Raw genomic sequence first — 18,251 nt, 5'->3', positions numbered from 1 at the left:
GCTTTATTGTTTTTTAGGCAAGTTTTGGCTGAATTAATAATGTCTGGGGATTACGGAAAACAGCGAATTGGTGTACAGCTCTCAACGTAACAAGATGGCTTCCAGCGATTGCATGACTTGCTGGGTCATGGTGTTCAGGCGTATGGCAAAGAATCCATAGGCCCCCAGGCAAATCGCCCCGGCTGCCGCCCAAGGCGTCCACCACGGCCATTGCCGGTTCATCTGGTAGTGGCGCGGCGCAACATTGTCCAGCGGGCGGGTCAACTGCGCAGGCACCGGGTCGTGCAGCGTGCCGATCACGCCCTGCAATCGGCTGATCAACTGCTGCAAGACCTTGTCGCCCTGGGTTTGCACGCTGTACTGGCCCTTGAAACCCAGGCACAAGCACAGGTACATGAGCAGCAGCACGTCGCGGTATTGCTCCGGGTGTTGACGCCGATGCCGAATAGCTCCACGTGCCGATGCAAGACTGACCCATCTTCAAATCCGCACAAATCCAACACAGTATTGGTTCGCGAGGAATCAGGCTGGGTCAGTGACATCTCGGTAACTGGGTCAATTCGGAGTCGGCGCCAACAATCTTGTCGCTTTTTGACCTCTCGGTTTCAGCTTTTGGCGAATTGGTGCGTGCCACCGATCCGGACTTTCATTACTTTGCCTTGCCCGGCATGCAGACCGACCGCGGCGACGATACGTTTCTCCTGAGTCTGCCGATTGATCCGGCGCGTCGGGAACTTCTCTTGGCGATCTCGTCCGATCTCGTGCTGCCTCTTATGGATTGGGCCGAGCAGAGCGTTTACGACATTTTGCGCTGGGTGTGGGAGACGGATGGTGTGCTAGCTCCCGCGGCGTCGTTGCATGCGGTGGCCTTGCAGCGGTTGAGTCGCTCCGATCCGGTTGCACGACGTTTGCGCGCCGCCGCCCTCCCAAGGCCGCCTCCTTCATGGGCGAGGAAGACGACTTGAAAAACGGGCGCATCGGTCGCGGTATAGAGAACGTTAACGATTCGCCAGGTCATCTCGGCCTGCCAAATGTGGCGGCGACATTTACCTGGGCGCGTCTTGCGCAGCGGCTCCCGGTTCGTATCCCTATCGATAGGGTGCCACCGGCGTTGAACGGGCGGCAGGCATGAGCGCGAGTGTTGAGATCATCCCCCCCAACACAGTTCGATAAGCATTCCGTACCGCCCAGGATGAGCGTTGGGGGCCGAGAGCGCTTCAGAAACTTCGGCCCGCGCCGACTCAGATGGTGTCGGCTACAGTTCCTTGTAACCGCAGGAATGTATCACGACCGCCACGGAATATTGATCATGACGAAACGCCCTCCGTTCCAATCGCTTGGCTGCGCCGAATGCCGCAACCATGAGGCGTTGGGGTTTGATTTCACCATGGCCTTCCAACCTATTTTCAACGTCCGGACACGCGCTGCGTTTGCTTATGAGGCGTTGGTCAGAGGCGTCAATGGCGAGTCGGCTGGCCACATCCTAGGGCTCGTGAACGACAGCAATCGCTATCGATTCGACCAGGCTTGCCGGGTGAAAGCTATCGAGGAAGCCGCAAGGCTGGGCCTGCTGGACATTCCCGATTGCTTGCTGAGCATTAATTTCCTGCCTAACGCCGTATACCGGCCAGAGACGTGTATCCGGGCCACCCTGGAAACGGCGCGCCTGACCCATTTCCCGCCAGAAAGGCTCATGTTCGAAGTGACCGAAGGCGAGAAGGTGGTAGACCCTGAGCACCTCAAATCGATTTTCGTGGAGTATGAGCGCCAGGGTTTCATTACCGCCGTCGACGATTTTGGCGCGGGCTATTCGGGCCTCAACCTGCTGGCCATGTTCCAGCCGCAGGTGCTGAAGATTGACATGGCACTGACCCGAGGTATCGATCGAGACTCGGTCAAACAAGCAATCGTCGAAGGCATCATCCTGGTTGCCAGGCGCTTGAATATCCTGGTCATCGCCGAAGGTGTCGAGACCCGTGAAGAAAGCTCGACGCTTCTAGGCATGGGGATCGAGCTGATGCAGGGATATTTGTATGCAAGGCCCGAGGTCGGTCATCTCCCGGCTGGATGCTTTGACTGGGGGGATGTATCCAAGCCCTTCATCATGTCTCCTGATGGGTGTGAACACTGCTAGTCCGTTGCCCATCTGCCATTCACCGCATTGTGTCCATGATATTCGATGGGCCATTATCGGGCCTCGACATTAAGGACACGTCCCATGCCCACGCCTGTACTCCACCTCTTGTGCGGTAAGATTGCTTCGGGAAAATCCACGCTGGCCCGATCGTTAAAGGCTGAGCATTCAGCCATTTTGTTGAGCGAAGATCACTGGCTTTCAAAGCTTTACCCTGATCAGATCAAATCGGTAGCGGACTACATCCTGCATGCGCACCGGATCCGGGATGTCCTGGGGCCGCTGGTCATCGATATGCTCTCGACGGGGACTTCGGTGGTTCTCGATTGTCCTGCCAACACCCCAGCAGATCGTCATTGGCTACGCAGCCTGGCTGACGCTGCGAAAGTCCCTCACCGTGTTCACTACATCGAAGTGGAAGATGACATCTGCCGTCAAAGGCTGCACCACAGAAATGCGCGTGCCGAGCATGATTTCGCAGCCACTGATGCTGAATTCGACCTGATCACGAGCTACTTTCGTGCACCAGACCAAGCGGAAGGGCTAGATATTGTCATACACCGAACGTGATCCGTTGAAAATATCGGGGCATTAAAGGCGGGCTTGCAGCTCGCAAAATACGGGGCATCGAATCCGTGGGGTCACTACGACAGGAGCGCCTCTGATCCCATCCAGTTATCCAAGAAATCCGTGAGTATGTCTGTGGATAACCACGCCGATGCCAGGTAGGCAGAGCGTTTTAACGGGCGCTCAAAAAATGTACAGGCAGGTTGGCATCACCGCCCGCCGTAGGTCATTGAATTTAAACAGGGCGCTGAAAGTCGGGTTCACCTTGCATGCAAGTTCCTCATGTCGAAGGCGATCAATCCTGTTAACCGTCGACTACGTTATGACGCAGGCTGGAGGGGCGGCGTCAGGTTCTCATCACGCTGACCAAGATCCGGGAGGAGGCAAGGGATATGGAGAGACCTAAAGAAAAGAGCAGGGACTATCGATTTGGAGGGCGGGTTAAGGCTTTCCCCTATGCACGGTACTGAGCAACTGATGTCTGGCCTAGGCTGAGTAGAACCAGACATTCCGAAGTCGCTAATGAGAGTGAATAGCCGTACGGCTGCCGACTGCCATGGAAATCCAAATGAGCGACTTATCCCTGCTGCTTGCCTTCATCGCTGCTGCGTCAGTGCTCACGGTTACCCCCGGCGTGGACACAGTCATAGTGCTTCGCGCTACAGCGACTGTGGGACGACGTTCGGCGGCGATGGCCTCTATCGGTATTGGGCTTGGGTGTCTGGTGTTAGGTGTCTTCTACATCACGCTCCTCCCCCAGTTTGTCCCGAGTGGCGCGAGCGTGGCCGTTACTCCTTCTTCCTTGCGGTGTTACACGTGCTGTTGACGCTGGCCTGGTTCGGCATTCTGATAGCGGCGACGGTGCCGCTGAGCAATTTCCTGAAGCGCCCGGCGGCCCTGAAGGCCCTTGACCGGCTCACGGGCGGTGTTTTTGTCGCGTTTGGGCTCAAGTTGGCTGTTTCCAATCCGGCTTGAGCCGACGCTCTATGTATGGCCGCCCGCGGTCTCCAAGCTTAGGCACGGTCGTTCTTTGGTGTGTCCATTACGATGTAGCTCGTAATCGACGAAACATGCGGCTGCGTACCCAAGACCTCACTGTGGAATGTCTTGTAAGCCTTCATATCCGCCAGCTCGACACGCAGCAGATACTCAAACGTCCCGGTGACAGTGTGAAACTCAACCACATCCGGACAGGCGCAGATCGCTTTTTCAAAAGCCCGAAGGGTGTCCTTCGTGTGGTTGGAGAGGCCTACGGTCACGTAGGCCACAAACCCTGCTCCCAGGCGAGATCTATCGATGACTGCTCTATAGCCTGTGATGACCCCAGATCGCTCTAGTTCTTGAACCCTTCTCAGGCAGGCGGAGGGAGACAGCCCGACTCGTTCGGCCAGCTTCAAATTGGTCTGGCGAGCGTCTCGCGAAAGCTCGCGCAATATCCTCCTGTCAATTTGATCGAGTTCGGTCATTAGTTGTGTTTGTCCTGAATTTGTTCGTCATTATGCAACCATTGTGCGTGCGCGGCGCTATAAGATTTCCGCACTTCCCAACCAGGCTTACCCTTTTCATGACCGATCTCACGCTCCTCATTCCATTCATGATTTTTGCCATAGTAATGACCGGTACACCGGGCCCTAATAACGCCATGGTGCTGGTTTCAGGTGCGAAGGTTGGCGTGATGCGAACGATGCCCTTGGTCAGTGGTATCGCCCTTGGAGTCAGCTTGCAGTTCGTGCTGCTTGGACTGGGGCTAGGTACCCTATTTGACGCGGCGCCAGGTTTTCATACAGCGCTTGGCGTTGTCGGCGCAGGCTATATTCTTTGGCTGGCCTGGAAAATTGCAACCAGCGGCCCGCTGGAAATCGGTCAAGACAGCCGGCCTCCAATGGGGCTATTAGCGGGTGCGGCATTTCAGTGGATAAATCCGAAAGCGTGGGCGCTTTCAATTAGCGCATCTGCAACGTATATACCCGTCGAAAACCATGTCCTGAACCTATGCATAGCAGGTGCTCTATTGGCGGCTCTGTCGATGCTATGCGTGGGAATCTGGGCAGTGGGTGGGGCTGCATTACGCCAGGTGCTAACGCGCCCCAGCTATTCGTTAGCCTTCAACGTCTCTATGTCCATCATTTTGATACTGACTACGATGCCTGCGATTCTGCGGTTGGCCCTTTCATAACCGTAGCGGATGGGCTTGTGCGCAATGTGTAGGCATGCGTTCAGATACCACGCCTCCCACCCAGGTGTCGTAGCCGATGTGACCTTGTGTATCGCTCAGCTGGTGAAATCCTTCCATGGCCGCGCGAAGCGGGCACGTTGAGACTATGCTCATTGCCACTGCAGGCAATGTACTGGTTTCACTTGTCGCCCACCAAGGAAAGGAGTCTGTATGTGTCTGGTTCTTAATGTCCGGTTCCATTATTTGAATGGTCGAATACGCAGTCTGGTAGCGCGTGTCCATCGGCGTATTTCGATCACCCAAAAAATCTTCTGGCGCTTGGCCGGCTGCGCGACCGGGCTGGCGCTGGTTGCTGTCAATCCAGCCCACGCTGTCGACGGCGGCATCGCCAGCGGCCCTACCGCAAGCTATAGCATTGCCTTCAGCAACTCCTACGCGGGCAGCGATTTTCGCAAGGTAATGGTGCGCAACTGGCAGGAGATTGCGGTCCAGGCGCAAAGGGATGGCTTGATCCGCGAGGCGCCGGTGGTCAGCGCCAATAACTCGGCGTCGGAACAAGCGGCCCATATCCAGCAGATGATCGTTCAGGGCGTCAACGCCCTCGTCATCCTGGCCGCGTCCGACACGGCCCTCAACGGGGTGATCCGCGATGCTTGCAACGCCGGCATCGTGGTGGTCGTCATGGCCAGCCTGGTCACCGAACCCTGCGTCTATACCGTCGACTACAACTGGTCCGCTATGGGCCGCGTGGAAATGGACTATATCGCCGAACGCCTCAAGGGGAACGGGACGCTGCTGGAGATCCGCGGCATTGCCGGTGATGCCACCGATAAGAACATCAGCGACGGCATTCGCAAGGCCGCCAGCGACTATCCGGACCTGAAGTTCGCCAAGACGGTATACGGGAGCTGGACGGCTTCTGTCGCACGCAAGGAGGTGGCCCTGGCGCTGCCGTCGCTGCCCAGCATTGATGCCGTCGCGACTCAGGGCGGCGACGGTTATGGCGCGGCCATGGCCTTCAAGGCGGCGGGACGCCCTTTGCCAATCATCGTGATGGGGAACCGTCAGGACGAACTCGCCCTGTGGAAACAGGAGCGCGATGCCAATGGCTACGAGACGGTCTCTGTCTCCGCTTCCCCGAGCGTCTCCCAGGTGGGTTTCTGGGTGGCCCAGCAGATTCTGGCGGGCAAGCAGGTGCCGACGTTCGTCGAAGTGCCGCTGGTGCGTATCGATTCGAAAGACCTGGACACCTGGCTCGCCACGATGCCGGTGGGCGGCGCTGCCAATCCTCTCTACAGCCAGGCTTCCGTTGCGGCGATGATCGACGCGGCCGCCAGCAATACGGCGTCGCCGACGCCTTTGCCGGAGGTGACGAAGCCGTAGTGGCAGGCGTGGAGCGAGGAGGCGAGGCACCATGTTGACATTCAAACCCTCCACGGACAGGCCCATTGCCGTCAGGATTGGCCTGGCGGTCGCCGCACTCGTGTTCCTGATGCTGGTGGTATCGCTGGTGAACCTCTATGGCCTGCGAGGCATGGTGCGTGCGGTGGATTCCGCCAGCCATTCCGCGGAAATTCTGGCCTCGGTCAACGGCGCCACGGGGCGGGTGGAAAACTTCATCGCCACCCGCGACCAGGAAAGTCTGTCCCAGGCCGAAGGCATGGTGGCGACGGCTATCGCCGGCCTCACCACCATTGCGGTGGCAGAAGCGCAATCGCTCAAGGGCAGCCTGGAAAGGCTCGCCGCGGCGATCGCTGCCTTGCGGGTGGCGACCCTGACCATGGATGGTGAAACGGAGAACATGACATCCCATTACAGCCGGATGCGAGAGGCGACGATCCTCGTCGAACAGGGCATCGCCGATGGGCTGAAGGGGGTTGATGTCCGCGCCGCTGAGCACGAGGCGCGGGAGAGCAACATCGAAAGTGCTCATCGCATTCTGGATATCCTGCGCAACGGCGAACGGATCATCATCGCCAATGTGGCCAAGATGCTGGTGACCGGTAATGGGGCGGCCGCCATCGCGGCGCGGAACGCCAGCGCGGCACTCCCGCCCGTGGTCGAGCAATTGCGCGAGTTGATGACGGCGCCGCAGGAGCGAGAGAACGTGGGCCAGTTGGCGACGGCGGTCGCGGCGGTCAGCCTGGCGGTCGAGCACCTTGGCGAGGCGCCCAAGCTCCGGGGAGACGAGGCTTTGCGGCAGCTCGTCACCGTCGGGGATGTGGTCGAGCGCCTCGAGGCAATGCTGGCTGAAGTGGACGGGCAGGTTGTCCATGACGCAAGCGACATTCAGGCTGCAACCGGTTTGCTGCACAATGCCGCCGCGTTGTCCAAGCGTTTTGCCGAGCGTGTTGCCACCCTGGAGGCGCAGACCCTGTTGTTTCGCCTGTCACCCTCGGCCGAGGTCGCCGGCTCGGTCGGCGGCATCCTGGACGAGCTTACCCGTCTCTCTCGTGTTCTCCCGTCGTCCGTGGGGTTGCAAGCCAAGGTCACACCCCTGACTGTCACCGATCAGGTTGCCGGCTACCGGGCGGCATTCGCCAGGTTCCATCAGGCGAGCAGCGCCTTGATCGGCGCGCGCGACCAGGTTCGCAACGAGGCACGGAGCGCCGGTCTGTTGGTGGCGCGTTTCGCTGGCCAGGCGCGCGCCGACGCCTTGGTCCACAATGATCGCGGCATGCTTGCGACGATACTTGCGGGTAGCGTCGCAATCCTGTTGGCCGGCGCCATCGCCTGGAGCACGTCGCGATTCATCGCCCAGCCCATCGTGGCGCTGGCCTCGGCCATGCGCCGGCTTGCGGCCGGCGACCTGAACGCCGAGATCGCCAGCGCCGAACGCGGCGACGAGATTGGCATCATGACCCGCGCCGTACGGGTGTTCCAGGAGAATGCCCAGCGCCTCCGGGTGCTGGAGGCCGAGGCCGAAGCCGAACGACAGCAAGTCCAGGCCTCTTTGGAGAGAATGGTCGCCGAGCGGACCGACACGCTGCATCACCAGACCGAAGTGCTGGAGGCGCAGGCCGTCGAACTCATTCAGGCGCGCAACCAGGCCGAGACTGCTAACCAGGCAAAGAGCGATTTCGTGGCCACGGTCAGCCACGAACTGCGCACCCCCCTGACCCTGATTCTCGCTCCCCTGGAGCAACTCTCGGCGGCGACCATCCCGCCTGCGGACTGGCATGTGCAAGTCGATCGGGCTCAACGCAACGCGCTGCGCCTGATGAACCGGGTGAACGACATCCTCGATTTCTCCAAGGCCGAAGCGGGCAAGTTCGAGTTGTGTCCGATGCCAGTTGACTTGAACAAGACGGTGGGTGTGTTGGCCGAGGATGCCGCCATGGTCGCCGAGGGCAAAGGCTGCACCTTGACCTGCAGCATCGATCCCACGCTTGGTACGGTGTTCCTGGACCCCCGACATTTCGAGAAGATTCTCCTCAACCTAGTGAGCAATGCCATCAAGTTCACGCCCGCTGGCGGCACCGTGCACCTGGCAGTGACCGCGATTGATGGCGAGCGATTCGAGCTCGCGGTGCAAGACTCGGGGATTGGCATTGCGCCTGACAAACTGCCGCTGCTGTTCCAGCGATTTTCCCAGATCGATAATTCCGCCACGCGCCATTACAGCGGCACCGGCATCGGCCTTGCCCTGGTCAAGGATCTGGTCGAACTGATGGAGGGCGAAGTCGGCGTCAACAGCGAGCCCGGACGGGGTTCGTGCTTCTTTGTTCGACTTGCGCTGGGGACTGAGCAAAACACTGTACCGACCGAAGTCAGCAATATGCACGAGCGATCGTCACCGAGCACAGCAAGCACAACCGAGCAGCGCCACCTGCGTTTCGACGACGGTCGCCTTGGCAGTCGCAATGACCGGGCGCCGATGGACGACGCGGACGAGCAGCACTCGGAACACGCTTTGCGATCCAAAGTGCTCGTGGTAGATGACAGCCCGGAAATGCTTGGCTATCTCCGCGAGCTGTTGCGCGACGACTACAGCGTCGCCACCGCAACTGATGGAGAGCAGGCCTGGGCACTCCTGCAGCGTCGGCCCATCGATGTTGTCGTCTCGGATGTGATGATGCCGAAGCTCGACGGCTTCGGCCTGACCGCCAGAATCAAAGCCAGCGCCGGTTTTGCCCATTTGCCCGTGATCCTGGTGACCGCCCGCGGCGGTAGCGAGGCCTGCGTCTCCGGGCTGGAGAGTGGCGCCGACGACTATATCGCCAAACCCTTCTCGCCGCTGGAACTCAAGGCACGCGTACGCGCGGCGCTGCGCATGAGCCGGGTGCAAACTGAACTGAATGTAAAATCCCGTCAAGCGGGTATGGCCGAAATCGCCACGACTGTGTTGCATAACGTCGGCAACGTCCTCAACAGCGTGAACGTATCGGCAGAACTGGTCAGCAGCCAGATGCGCACCTCCAAAGCCCAGGGGCTGGGCAAGGTGGCGCAAATGATGAACGATCACGTCCATGACCTGAGCGATTTTCTCACCAAAGACTACAAGGGAAAGATGCTGCCCGACTACCTGCTTAAGCTGGCGAAAGTGGTGGCGCAAGAGCAGCAGGGCATCATCGAAGAACTCGAACAGCTCACCAAGGGCATTGACCACATCAAAACCATTGTCGCTGCCCAGCAGTCCTATGCCGTCGCCGTCAGTATTGTTGAGACAGTGCCGGTCGCAGAGTTGATCGACGATGCCTTGCGCATGAGTGCTGGATTACTGGCGCGCGAGGAGGTGACGGTGGTCAAGGACATTGCCGATTTGCCCCTGCTGCCGCTGGACCGGCACCGGATGCTGCTGATTCTGGTGAACCTGATCAACAATGCCAAGCAGGCGTTGGACGGCGTGATCGATCGCAGCCGATGCGTGACGTTCGGCGCGTCTCTCGCTGACGGGTCAATATTGCGTATCACGGTGGCCGACAACGGCAATGGGATTGCGCCTGAGCACATGGGGCGCGTCTTTTCCCATGGCTTCACGACGCGCAAAGACGGTCACGGTTTCGGCCTGCACAGTTGCGCGCTGGCCGCACAGGAAATGGAGGGCAGCTTGAGCGTGCGCAGCGACGGGGCAGGACAGGGCGCAACCTTTATCCTCGATATTCCCCTTGATGCTCCGCTGAGTAAATGATGAACAGTGGACCTCGGATGCTACTGGTCGACGGACGATAGGTTGCGATGGGCGTTGGCCGCCTCGGCCGGCATAACGCCCGCCCTTGGCCACAGCAGCGCGGCCAGGCCAATAGCATAGACAACCGCAAACAGCACGTAGGCGATACGGGTGGAAAACAGCTGGGGCGTTTCTGTGGGCAACGGTGATACACCAAGCCCGAACAGAATAAGGAAGGTCATGAGCCCCCCGCCGAATACTTTGCCAGCGGTGTTGCCGATGGCGGCTTTGCCGGCAAACAGCAGGCTTACCAGCAGCAGGATCAGCGCCACCAGCCACAAGGTCGGCCGCAGTTCGAACAGGGTAAAGGCCAGGGAAGCCACCACCCCGCCCAGTAGGTTGATCATCACCAGGCCAAGGGCGGTGCGGCTGCTCATGCCTAGCGAAAACTGGCTAAGCAACGAGGCCACCGTGATGGGGACGACCATCGCCGTGGCCAGCCGCGGGTCGCTCAGGCACAGGGCAACCATGGCCAGCAGAATCGCCGCGCTGGACATGGCCTGGTGAATCACCAGAGTCAGCTCGCGCGGCTGTGCGATTTGCTGGTCGGTGTATTCACCAGCAGGGTCGGGCAGCAGCGCATGGGCGCCCCAAGTCAGCAGCAAACCCAGGCTGACCGCCTTGACCAGCACTAGCACGATGGACTCGCCCAGATCGCGCTGCACGATATCGAGCATCGGTACCACAATGGCAATGACCAGCATCAGCGCCGGCCCCGCGCCGCCCAGCTGTTGGCCTTGCGCGGTAAAACAGGCGAAATAAAACAGCCACAGCACTGTCAGGAGCACCCACGGCCGCTCACCGAGCATGCCGGTCATACACACCAGCAGTGCGCCGGTCAGCATACTCACCAGCAACGTTATCAATCCCTGAGACAACGCTGGTGCGCGGCGGCTGGCCAAGAGGAACTGGATGGCGAACAAGGGCGCGAGAAAAGGCAGGATGTTGCCCAGGGCCAGACCCGTGCACAAGCCCACGGTCGCTGCCAGGGCGACGCGCAATCCCTGGCGTTTTATTCGCAGCAGCTCCAGCGCAGCTTGCCCATCAATTGACATAATTCAGCCAGGCGCCCAGGCGTGTCATAAATGCCCCCAGCGCGTTCGTCATGCGGTTGTCATCGGTGTAGATCACCACGGTCACTTGCGAGCCGTAGCGCGGGCCGATCGGGTGCGGTTCCTCCACGAGCAGGCGCACCGGAAAGCGCTGCGGATCGCGCACCCAACCACTCTCGTTGCGCACCGAGGGCAGGGCGGCGTTGCTGCTATCCTGTTGCGCGACACCCCAGCCGACGCTTTCAACGCGGCCCTTGAACACGCGACCTGGCAATACATCGAACACCAGTTCCGCCGGGTCGTCAGCCTGCACATGCTCCAGGCTGTTTTCCTTGAAGGCGGCAGACACCCATACGGTGCCACTGTCGATGAAGGTCAGTGCCGGTTGGCCAGCGCTGACGACCTGACCCACGGCGAGCTGGAGATGGGTGATCACGCCATCGGCGGGGGCAATGACTTCGGTACGCACCAGGTCGAGCCGGGCTTTTTCCAGTGCGGCCAGGGCTTGCTTGAATTGCGGGTTGTCGTTGCCTTTGGGCCCTAACTGCTGACGCGCCCGTTCCAGGTCGGCTTGGGCTTTGCTCACGGCCGCCTCGGCGGAGCTCAGCGAGGCCTTGGCTTCATCCTGGCGCGCCGGGGCGAATACACCGCGCTCGACCAATTGGTTCACCCGCCGGGCTTGCTCGCGTATGTTGTCACGCTGCGCGCGCGCCGACACCAACTGTGCCTGGGCGGCATCCACCGAGGCGGTGCTGGCACCTAATGCCTGTCCGGTTTCTTCCAGCCGCGCTTCGGCCTCGCTGACGACAAGCTTGTAGGGTTGCGGGTCGATACGAAACAGCACCTGGCCAGTCTTCACCCGGGCATTGTCGAGCACCGCAACTTCTGTCACACGACCACCCACCTCGGCAGCCATTTGCACGACATAGGCTTGCACCACGGCTTGCGACGTCGAGGGCGTGCGTCGTTCCATAAAAATGGAGAGGGTGAACAGCACGGCGATCAAAACCGCCACACCTAGTGCAATGCGCCGCAGCGGATTGGCTGGCGCAGGCTTCTCAAGAGGCGGTTCAGTTTGGCGCTCAGGCTCGACGGAAACGGGAGAGTTCTGTGTTTCGGGCATATCGGCACCTGTAAGTCATGGCGCTTCAAGAACAACTGACAGCGCGCCGGGGGGAGGCGATCCGGGCGTTGGCTCAGACCGGGTCGGAGGCAGTGACCCGTGCGGTTCGGATAAAAAGCGCGCGCAATTTCTCCCAGAAATTGCCACCCAGTACAAAGAAGCTACCAACCAACAGTGCATCGCCCAGCAGTTGCAATGCCCAGCTATTGGGGCGCAGACCGGGCGCAAGGGTGTCGACATAGGGTTCGAGAAAGGAACACACCAACGGTAAGCAGAACATCACCAGGCCAATACGGTGGCGGGTGACGCTTACCTCTTGCTCAGCGCTGGGCACAAGGCCCGACACATAGCTGAACACATGCTGCTTGAGCTCTTGGAAACCCGCCTTGCCCATCACGGCGATCACCAGCAGCAACAACACCTTGTTGACGATGAACAGGGCGCCGGTGATAGCGGCGATGGTGGAGCGGGGCACATCCGCGGCCGCTGCCAGCGGCACCAACAACCACAACGTGAGCATTAGACAAAGAATGGCGATGCCTAATTTGAAGCGCCATTGCGCGGACGTTGCCGGAGACTGTGTCGTGGCCATGCTGTCTTACCTTTCTTTTACGTTGGTATTGGTTAGAGGCTGGAGCGAAATTGAGCTTAGCAGCTGGATTGCCAACGCACTCAGTCCTGTCAGGCTTTCTGCGCATGCCCCCCGATGCCTGCTCGCTCTGAGTGGAGCCTCAAAGGGGGATGTGGGGTGTCGACAAGACCTGGCGCAAACCCATGAACGAGCGAATCTGACGAACCCCGGGCAGGTCAAGCAATTGCTCGGCGTGGAGCCGGTTGAAACTGTTGCTGTCCTTGGTGTGTTGGCGCTGATTGAAAACTGACCTTTCGTATTGTCGCTTGACTGTGCCTGGGGTTTTTTAAATACTAGACTAAGTAGTCGGTCTAATGAAGGGGCGAACATCAACACCTGCCTCTACGGAGAAAAAATGAGAAAAGTTGATCCTGAGAAGCACCAGGCCAAGCTGCACCAAATCCTCGAAGCAGCGATCATGTGCTTTGCCGAAAAAGGCTTTCGCGGCACATCGACCAACGAAATCTGTGCGGCAGCGGGCATGAGCCCTGGCAACCTGTTTCACTATTTCCCCAATAAGCAGGCGGTGATTGAGGCCATTGCGGAGGAGGACCGGCGCGAAATGAGTGAGCGCTTTGCTCAACTGGCCGATGAACCCGATGCCATTGTGGCGGTTGAGCGGTTGGTAAAAGACCTCTTGAAGCAGTGCGCCGATCCTATCTACGCCAAGATCGGCGTTGAAGTGGTTGCCGAGTCCATGCGCAACCCTGAAATGGCAGCCTTGTTTGCTGTCAGCGAGGCTTCGATCAAGGGTGATCTGGTCGCGCTTCTCCAGCGTGGGGTCACCCAAGGTCAGATCGATGCGACCTTGGATCCGAAAGTCGCGGCAACCTGGCTAATCGCGCTGATCGACGGCGCGGTCTCTCGTTCTGTGCTGGACCGGGATTTCAAGCTCAAAGCTTATACGCCGACGCTGATGCGCATGATCCGGCGATTTCTTGAATAGATCGCTTCACTCAGCCCATTGCCTATGGGTCGTCCCTTCTCCAGTAAAAGCTGGGGCCGTGGGGGGGCAGGCTCACGGTTCTCCTGTGTTCCGACACGCTTTTTCGGACGACCTCAATGAACTCTCCGATGAACCCGAACCTCGCCTTTGCGGGGGCGCAACGATCTCACCGCCTGTGGCTTGGGGCGGGTGTATGCCTGCTGCTGGTCAGCTTGGGAGCATTGCTGCTTTGGCCTTCCGACGAGCCCGCAGCCTCCGTTGTACCCCCGCTGCGTGTCAGCACAGCCACGGCAGGTCCAGCGATGCTCAATCGTTCTGTACAGGTGAATGGAACACTGGTTGCCCGCGAGGAAATCGCGATCAGTTCATCTGTGCCGGAACAGCGTGTGGCAGAGGTAAAAGTGGAGGAGGGCGACAGCGTCGAGTCTGGACAGTTGCTGGCGCGACTGGAAACTCAAGGGCTGGACGCGCAGATTCGCCAGGCGCAAGCGGCATTGGCACGTGCGCGTGCTGCAGTCGGCCAACAGGAAGCTGTCACTGTTGAAGCCCAAGCCACCTTCAAACGCATCGAGTGGCTGGGGGGAAGTGGGGCGGTCAGTGAGCAGCAGGTCGATGAACGTCGTGCTCAGGCGGACTCGGCAGCTGCCAGCCTGCGTGCTGCGCTTGCAGAAGTTGAGCAGGCGCTCGCGCAATTTGCCGAAGCTCGCCACCAGCGCAGCAAAGCTGATATCCGGGCACCTTTTGCAGGTGTCATTGTGGAGCGTATGGCACGTACCGGCGCGTTGAGCGGTGGCGAGCCCATGTTCCGGCTGATTCGAGAGGGGGCCATCGAGTTTGAAGGGGAGGTGGCGGAAACCGACTTGGTCGACATCACACCCGGGCAAACGCTCAGGGTCCGGATTGCCGGGATCTCTTCTCCCATGAAGGGCACGATTCGACGGGTGGGCCCCAAGGTTGATGCACGATCCCGACTCGGTCGTGTGCGCATTGAGTTGGACTATTCGCCTCTGCTTCGCGTTGGCACCTATGCCCACGGGACGTTGGTCCTTGCGTCGCGCAAGCTCGACGTGACGCTGCCAGCTCGGGCGTTTTCTATCATCGACGCCCATCGGGCCTGGGTGATGCGTATCAATGATCAGGGAGTCATCGCTCGTCAAACAGTGGCAACCGGTCGGCGTAGTGGCGATTTATTGGAGATTACCTCGGGCTTGCAGGCCGGCGAGCGTGTAGTCGCTAATGCATCTGCGTTTGTGCGCGAAGGCGACGTGGTGGCCGTCTCCGCCGCTCCTGCGCCGCTGATTGAGGAGGCGCCATGAGTTTCCAGATATCATCGTGGGCGATTCGACGGCCCATTCCTACGCTGGTTCTGTTCTTCCTGTTGGCTGTTGTCGGTATCAGTGCATTCGTGCGCCTGCCCATCAACGCGAACCCGCGCGTGGACTTTCCGGTCGTCACGGTTGCCGTCACCCTACCGGGAGCCGCGTCGAGCGAGTTGGAAAGCTCCGTCACCCGTCGCGTGGAAAACGCCATTGCCGGGCTTGCCGGTATCCGGCACATGAGTTCAACACTGAGCGACGGCACGTCTCTGACCACAGTTGAATTTCAGCTCGGCGTCGATCCCGACCGCGCAACCAATGACGTACGGGAGGCCGTCACCGAGGTGCGCGTCGAATTGCCGCCAGCCGTGCTGGAACCGCGCATTTCACGGGTAGATGTAGAAGGGGGCGCGATCGTCTATTACGCAGTCGACTCCGCTGAACGCAGTACCGTGGAACTTTCGTGGTTCGTGGACGATGCCGTCAACCGAGCCTTACTCGCGACACCTGGCGTACAGCACGTTCAGCGCATGGGGGGAGTGAATCGTGAAATCCGGATTGAACTCAAACCTGATCGGCTTGCTGCATTGGGCATCAGTGCCGAACAGGTCAACACACAATTGGTGCAGAGCAATGTGGATGTGCCTGGCGGGCGTATTGTCCTCTATGGCCGCGAACAAGCCATCCGAACCCTGGGGAGCGCCGCAAGCGTAGAAGCGCTCGCGGCTCGTCCGATTGCCCTTCCGGGGGGGCGGTGGGCCACGTTGGCCGACTTGGCGACCGTGCGCGATGCCAGTAGCGAGAGTCGGGAGCTTGCCCGGTTGAATGATCGGGACGTTGTTGGTTTTGCCGTTTATCGCGCCAGGGGCTCCAGTGACACTGTGGTAGCTCAGGGTGTTGAAGACACCATCGCCGGTCTCCAACGGAGCTATGGCGATCTCAAGATCCAACAATTCGCCTCCACGGTGGACTACACCCGTTCCAGCTACAAAATGTCGATGATGACGTTGTTGGAAGGCGCAGGCTTGACCGTCATCGTCGTGTTCTTCTTCTTGCGCAACTGGCGCGCCACCCTGGTCGCGGCCATTGCGCTCCCGTTGTCGATTCTCCCGACATTCGCCGCCATGGTATTGCTGGGCTACACCCTGAACAGCATCACCTTACTGGCCTTGACCTTGGTTATCGGTATTCTGGTCGATGATGCGATTGTCGAAATCGAGAACATTGAGCGTCATCTGGACATGGGCAAACGCCCGTTCCGTGCCGCGATCGATGCCTGCGATGCGATCGGCTTCGCAGTCGTTGCCATCACCGCGACCATAGTGGCCGTGTTTCTTCCGGTCAGTTTTATTGGTGGCTACATTGGACGTTACTTCACACAGTTCGGCATCACGGTTTCCGTGGCCGTGCTGGCCTCTATGTTGGTTGCAAGGCTGGCAACACCGCTTCTCGCCGCCTATCTGATGCAGCCGAAGGCAGGTGTGGGTTCAGTCGGTCATGGCCCGCACGCCCAACCAGGCAAGTTGATGGCGCGCTATCTAAGATGGTTGGACTGGTCACTTCGGCATCGCCACATAGCATTAGGGAGTGGGGTGGCGTTCCTTATCAGCTCGTTTCTTTTGATTCCTTTGCTCCCCACGGGGTTCCTGCCCGTTAGCGATCTGAGCCTTACGCAAGTCAACGTCGAGCTGACCCCGGGTACACCACTGGCTCAGACCGACCAGAAGCTGCGAGAAGCCGGCAACCAGATCGCCCTGCGCCAGGAAGTGAATGCGGTATTCACGCTGGCCGGAGGACAAGATGCTGCGGGCGCGAACGATGTCACCAAAGGCATGCTTCTGGTCCGCCTCAAGCCCCCGGGCGAACGGGAACTGGATCAAAAAGGGTTCGAGCAATTGTTGCAGCAAGATCTGAATCAGTTAGATGACATACGATTCACATTCCAGGGGGAAAACGATGTACGTGATGTTTCCATCATCCTTCTCGGCGCGGATCCCGCAAAACTATCAGAGACAGCGAACGAACTTCAGCGACAAATGCGTGGAGTCGCAGGCATTGCCAACGTTCAGGTCAACGAGCCGCTTGCTCGCCCGGAATTGTTGATCCAGCCGCGTCTCCACGAAGCAGCACTGGCGGGAGTCTCTGCGTCCAGCATCGGCAACGTCATGCGCATCGCCACACTCGGCGAAGTCGATGCGAGTTCTGCTCGATTCGACCTGACGGATCGACAGGTACCTATTCGCGTCATGCTGGATGAGCGCTCACGCAGTGACCTGGAGACGCTTCGAAATCTGAGCATTCCAACCGATGACGGCAATAGCGTTCCGCTCCATGCCGTCGCCACTCTCGGATTCGCGGATGGGCCTGCTCGCATCGAACGCTTCGACCGTCTTCGACGGGTGTCGGTGGACGCGGACCTGCGTTCTGGCTCCACCCTCGGCGATGCCCTCGACAACATCAATACCTTGTCTGTACTGCAGACGTTGCCTGAAGGCGTGCGTCGCGTTGAATATGGTGACGCCGAGTACATGAACGAGATGTTCGACAAGTTCGGTGTGGCTATGGGGTTTGGCATCCTGATGGTGTACGCCGTCCTGGTGCTGTTGTTCAAAGATTTTCTGCAGCCCATCACGATCCTCGTCGCGCTCCCTCTGTCCATCGGCGGCGCCATTGCAGGCCTGCTGCTCTATGGCGCAGCACTCGATCTTCCCGCGATGATCGGCATCTTGATGCTGATGGGCATCGTCACGAAGAACTCTATTCTTCTGGTCGAGTTCGCCAATGAAAAGCGCCGGGAAGGGGTTTCGCGTCGGGACGCATTGCTGCGGTCGGGAGCAGAGCGTGCCCGCCCGATCATCATGACCACCATCGCCATGGTCGCCGGCATGGTGCCCGCGGTTCTCAGCAGCGGTGCCGACAGTGGTTTTCGGGCGCCCATGGCGATCGCTGTGATCGGGGGATTGCTAACGTCGACCGTCCTGAGTCTGGTTTTCGTGCCGGTCGTATTCACTTATATGGACGACTTGCGAAGGTATCTCGCCCAAAGATTAATGCGATTGACCTCGGTCACCGAGATGGATAGGAAGGAAAGCGATTCCCTGGTGTGATGTCAGAGCATTTCCACAATGATCGGCAC

At 59.5% G+C, this 18,251-nt stretch carries 14 protein-coding genes and 4 pseudogenes; 12 read left to right on the top strand and 6 right to left on the bottom strand.

Annotated elements, in window-relative coordinates; genetic code table 11:
- Positions 1-81 precede the first annotated feature (81 nt).
- Positions 82-447 (bottom strand): type IVB secretion system protein IcmH/DotU, encoded by a 366-nt coding sequence (icmH, locus tag AACY42_RS21590; protein WP_339482169.1) that lies wholly within the window; start codon positions 445-447, stop codon positions 82-84.
- 134 nt (positions 448-581) lie between these two features.
- Here icmH and AACY42_RS21585 point away from each other — a divergent pair, with 134 nt between their 5' ends.
- The 4 genes and pseudogenes from AACY42_RS21585 to AACY42_RS28785 all read left to right on the top strand — a co-directional run bounded on the left by AACY42_RS21585 (position 582) and on the right by AACY42_RS28785 (position 3,676).
- Positions 582-965 carry a hypothetical protein gene (locus tag AACY42_RS21585; protein WP_339482161.1) on the top strand — a complete coding sequence of 128 codons (384 nt, stop codon included), beginning with the start codon at positions 582-584 and terminating at the stop codon, positions 963-965.
- Positions 966-1,309: 344 nt separating this feature from the next.
- Positions 1,310-2,134: an EAL domain-containing protein gene (locus tag AACY42_RS21580; protein WP_339482168.1), complete on the top strand. Its 825-nt coding sequence runs from the start codon at positions 1,310-1,312 to the stop codon at positions 2,132-2,134.
- Between the two features lie 84 nt (positions 2,135-2,218).
- A complete protein-coding gene (locus AACY42_RS21575; RefSeq protein WP_339482160.1) occupies positions 2,219-2,704 on the top strand; it encodes an AAA family ATPase in 486 nt (161 codons plus the stop codon).
- 565 nt (positions 2,705-3,269) lie between these two features.
- Positions 3,270-3,676 (top strand): annotated as a pseudogene (locus AACY42_RS28785) (LysE family transporter).
- A gap of 38 nt (positions 3,677-3,714) precedes the next feature.
- Here the strand turns inward: AACY42_RS28785 and AACY42_RS21565 are convergent.
- Positions 3,715-4,167: an Lrp/AsnC family transcriptional regulator gene (locus tag AACY42_RS21565; RefSeq protein ID WP_339482158.1), complete on the bottom strand. Its 453-nt coding sequence runs from the start codon at positions 4,165-4,167 to the stop codon at positions 3,715-3,717.
- Positions 4,168-4,265: 98 nt separating this feature from the next.
- On the opposite strand from AACY42_RS21565, the gene AACY42_RS21560 reads away from it, so the two are divergent.
- From AACY42_RS21560 to AACY42_RS28770, 5 genes and pseudogenes are all read left to right on the top strand, one after another.
- Positions 4,266-4,877, top strand: coding sequence for a LysE family translocator (locus AACY42_RS21560; RefSeq protein WP_339482157.1), 612 nt, complete (start codon positions 4,266-4,268; stop codon positions 4,875-4,877).
- A 210-nt stretch (positions 4,878-5,087) separates the two neighbouring features.
- Positions 5,088-6,260: an ABC transporter substrate-binding protein gene (locus AACY42_RS21555; RefSeq protein ID WP_339482156.1), complete on the top strand. Its 1,173-nt coding sequence runs from the start codon at positions 5,088-5,090 to the stop codon at positions 6,258-6,260.
- A gap of 31 nt (positions 6,261-6,291) precedes the next feature.
- A pseudogene (locus tag AACY42_RS28780) lies at positions 6,292-8,604 on the top strand (sensor histidine kinase); the annotation flags it as partial.
- Positions 8,605-8,655: 51 nt separating this feature from the next.
- Positions 8,656-9,151, top strand: a pseudogene (locus tag AACY42_RS28775) (response regulator transcription factor); the annotation flags it as partial.
- Positions 9,151-10,008, top strand: a complete 858-nt coding sequence (locus tag AACY42_RS28770; protein ID WP_445261755.1) for a sensor histidine kinase — start codon at positions 9,151-9,153, stop codon at positions 10,006-10,008. The pseudogene AACY42_RS28775 and the gene AACY42_RS28770, both read left to right, overlap by 1 nt.
- Before the next feature lie 20 nt (positions 10,009-10,028).
- Here the strand turns inward: AACY42_RS28770 and AACY42_RS21545 are convergent, their stop codons facing one another.
- From AACY42_RS21545 to AACY42_RS21530, 4 genes and pseudogenes are all read right to left on the bottom strand, one after another.
- Positions 10,029-11,102 carry a DUF2955 domain-containing protein gene (locus AACY42_RS21545; protein ID WP_339482153.1) on the bottom strand — a complete coding sequence of 358 codons (1,074 nt, stop codon included), beginning with the start codon at positions 11,100-11,102 and terminating at the stop codon, positions 10,029-10,031.
- On the bottom strand, positions 11,092-12,222 hold the full coding sequence (locus tag AACY42_RS21540) for an HlyD family secretion protein (RefSeq protein ID WP_339482151.1): 1,131 nt from the start codon (positions 12,220-12,222) through the stop codon (positions 11,092-11,094). The genes AACY42_RS21545 and AACY42_RS21540 overlap by 11 nt, the downstream gene beginning before the upstream one ends.
- Positions 12,223-12,295: 73 nt before the next feature.
- Complete coding sequence (locus AACY42_RS21535) at positions 12,296-12,814, bottom strand: transporter suffix domain-containing protein (protein ID WP_339482150.1); 519 nt, start codon at positions 12,812-12,814, stop codon at positions 12,296-12,298.
- Between the two features lie 139 nt (positions 12,815-12,953).
- Positions 12,954-13,079, bottom strand: a pseudogene (locus tag AACY42_RS21530) (Lrp/AsnC family transcriptional regulator); the annotation flags it as partial.
- A gap of 129 nt (positions 13,080-13,208) precedes the next feature.
- On the opposite strand from AACY42_RS21530, the gene AACY42_RS21525 reads away from it, so the two are divergent.
- The 3 genes from AACY42_RS21525 to AACY42_RS21515 all read left to right on the top strand — a co-directional run bounded on the left by AACY42_RS21525 (position 13,209) and on the right by AACY42_RS21515 (position 18,222).
- On the top strand, positions 13,209-13,799 hold the full coding sequence (locus tag AACY42_RS21525; protein WP_339482149.1) for a TetR/AcrR family transcriptional regulator: 591 nt from the start codon (positions 13,209-13,211) through the stop codon (positions 13,797-13,799).
- Positions 13,800-13,927: 128 nt separating this feature from the next.
- Positions 13,928-15,115 carry an efflux RND transporter periplasmic adaptor subunit gene (locus tag AACY42_RS21520; protein ID WP_339482148.1) on the top strand — a complete coding sequence of 396 codons (1,188 nt, stop codon included), beginning with the start codon at positions 13,928-13,930 and terminating at the stop codon, positions 15,113-15,115.
- Entirely contained in the window at positions 15,112-18,222 is a 3,111-nt protein-coding gene (locus AACY42_RS21515) for an efflux RND transporter permease subunit (RefSeq protein WP_339482146.1), read from the top strand. The genes AACY42_RS21520 and AACY42_RS21515 overlap by 4 nt, the downstream gene beginning before the upstream one ends.
- Positions 18,223-18,251: the final 29 nt, after the last annotated feature.

This window comes from Pseudomonas sp. RL_5y_Pfl2_73 (assembly GCF_963970515.1).
Lineage (GTDB): Bacteria > Pseudomonadota > Gammaproteobacteria > Pseudomonadales > Pseudomonadaceae > Aquipseudomonas.
Note: the sequence above shows the minus strand (reverse complement) of the source record. Positions and strands in the feature narration are given on the sequence as shown.

Bases quoted from the DNA above. Each gene is read 5' to 3' on its own strand.
- AACY42_RS21560 (WP_339482157.1), top strand. From the start codon at position 4,266: ATGACCGATCTCACGCTCCTCATTCCATTCATGATTTTTGCCATAGTA.
- AACY42_RS21520 (WP_339482148.1), top strand. From the start codon at position 13,928: ATGAACCCGAACCTCGCCTTTGCGGGGGCGCAACGATCTCACCGCCTG.
- AACY42_RS21535 (WP_339482150.1), bottom strand. From the start codon at position 12,814: ATGGCCACGACACAGTCTCCGGCAACGTCCGCGCAATGGCGCTTCAAA.
- AACY42_RS21525 (WP_339482149.1), top strand. From the start codon at position 13,209: ATGAGAAAAGTTGATCCTGAGAAGCACCAGGCCAAGCTGCACCAAATC.
- AACY42_RS21575 (WP_339482160.1), top strand. From the start codon at position 2,219: ATGCCCACGCCTGTACTCCACCTCTTGTGCGGTAAGATTGCTTCGGGA.
- AACY42_RS21545 (WP_339482153.1), bottom strand. From the start codon at position 11,102: ATGTCAATTGATGGGCAAGCTGCGCTGGAGCTGCTGCGAATAAAACGC.
- AACY42_RS21580 (WP_339482168.1), top strand. From the start codon at position 1,310: ATGACGAAACGCCCTCCGTTCCAATCGCTTGGCTGCGCCGAATGCCGC.
- AACY42_RS28770 (WP_445261755.1), top strand. From the start codon at position 9,151: ATGAGCCGGGTGCAAACTGAACTGAATGTAAAATCCCGTCAAGCGGGT.
- AACY42_RS21515 (WP_339482146.1), top strand. From the start codon at position 15,112: ATGAGTTTCCAGATATCATCGTGGGCGATTCGACGGCCCATTCCTACG.
- AACY42_RS21565 (WP_339482158.1), bottom strand. From the start codon at position 4,167: ATGACCGAACTCGATCAAATTGACAGGAGGATATTGCGCGAGCTTTCG.
- AACY42_RS21540 (WP_339482151.1), bottom strand. From the start codon at position 12,222: ATGCCCGAAACACAGAACTCTCCCGTTTCCGTCGAGCCTGAGCGCCAA.
- AACY42_RS21555 (WP_339482156.1), top strand. From the start codon at position 5,088: ATGTGTCTGGTTCTTAATGTCCGGTTCCATTATTTGAATGGTCGAATA.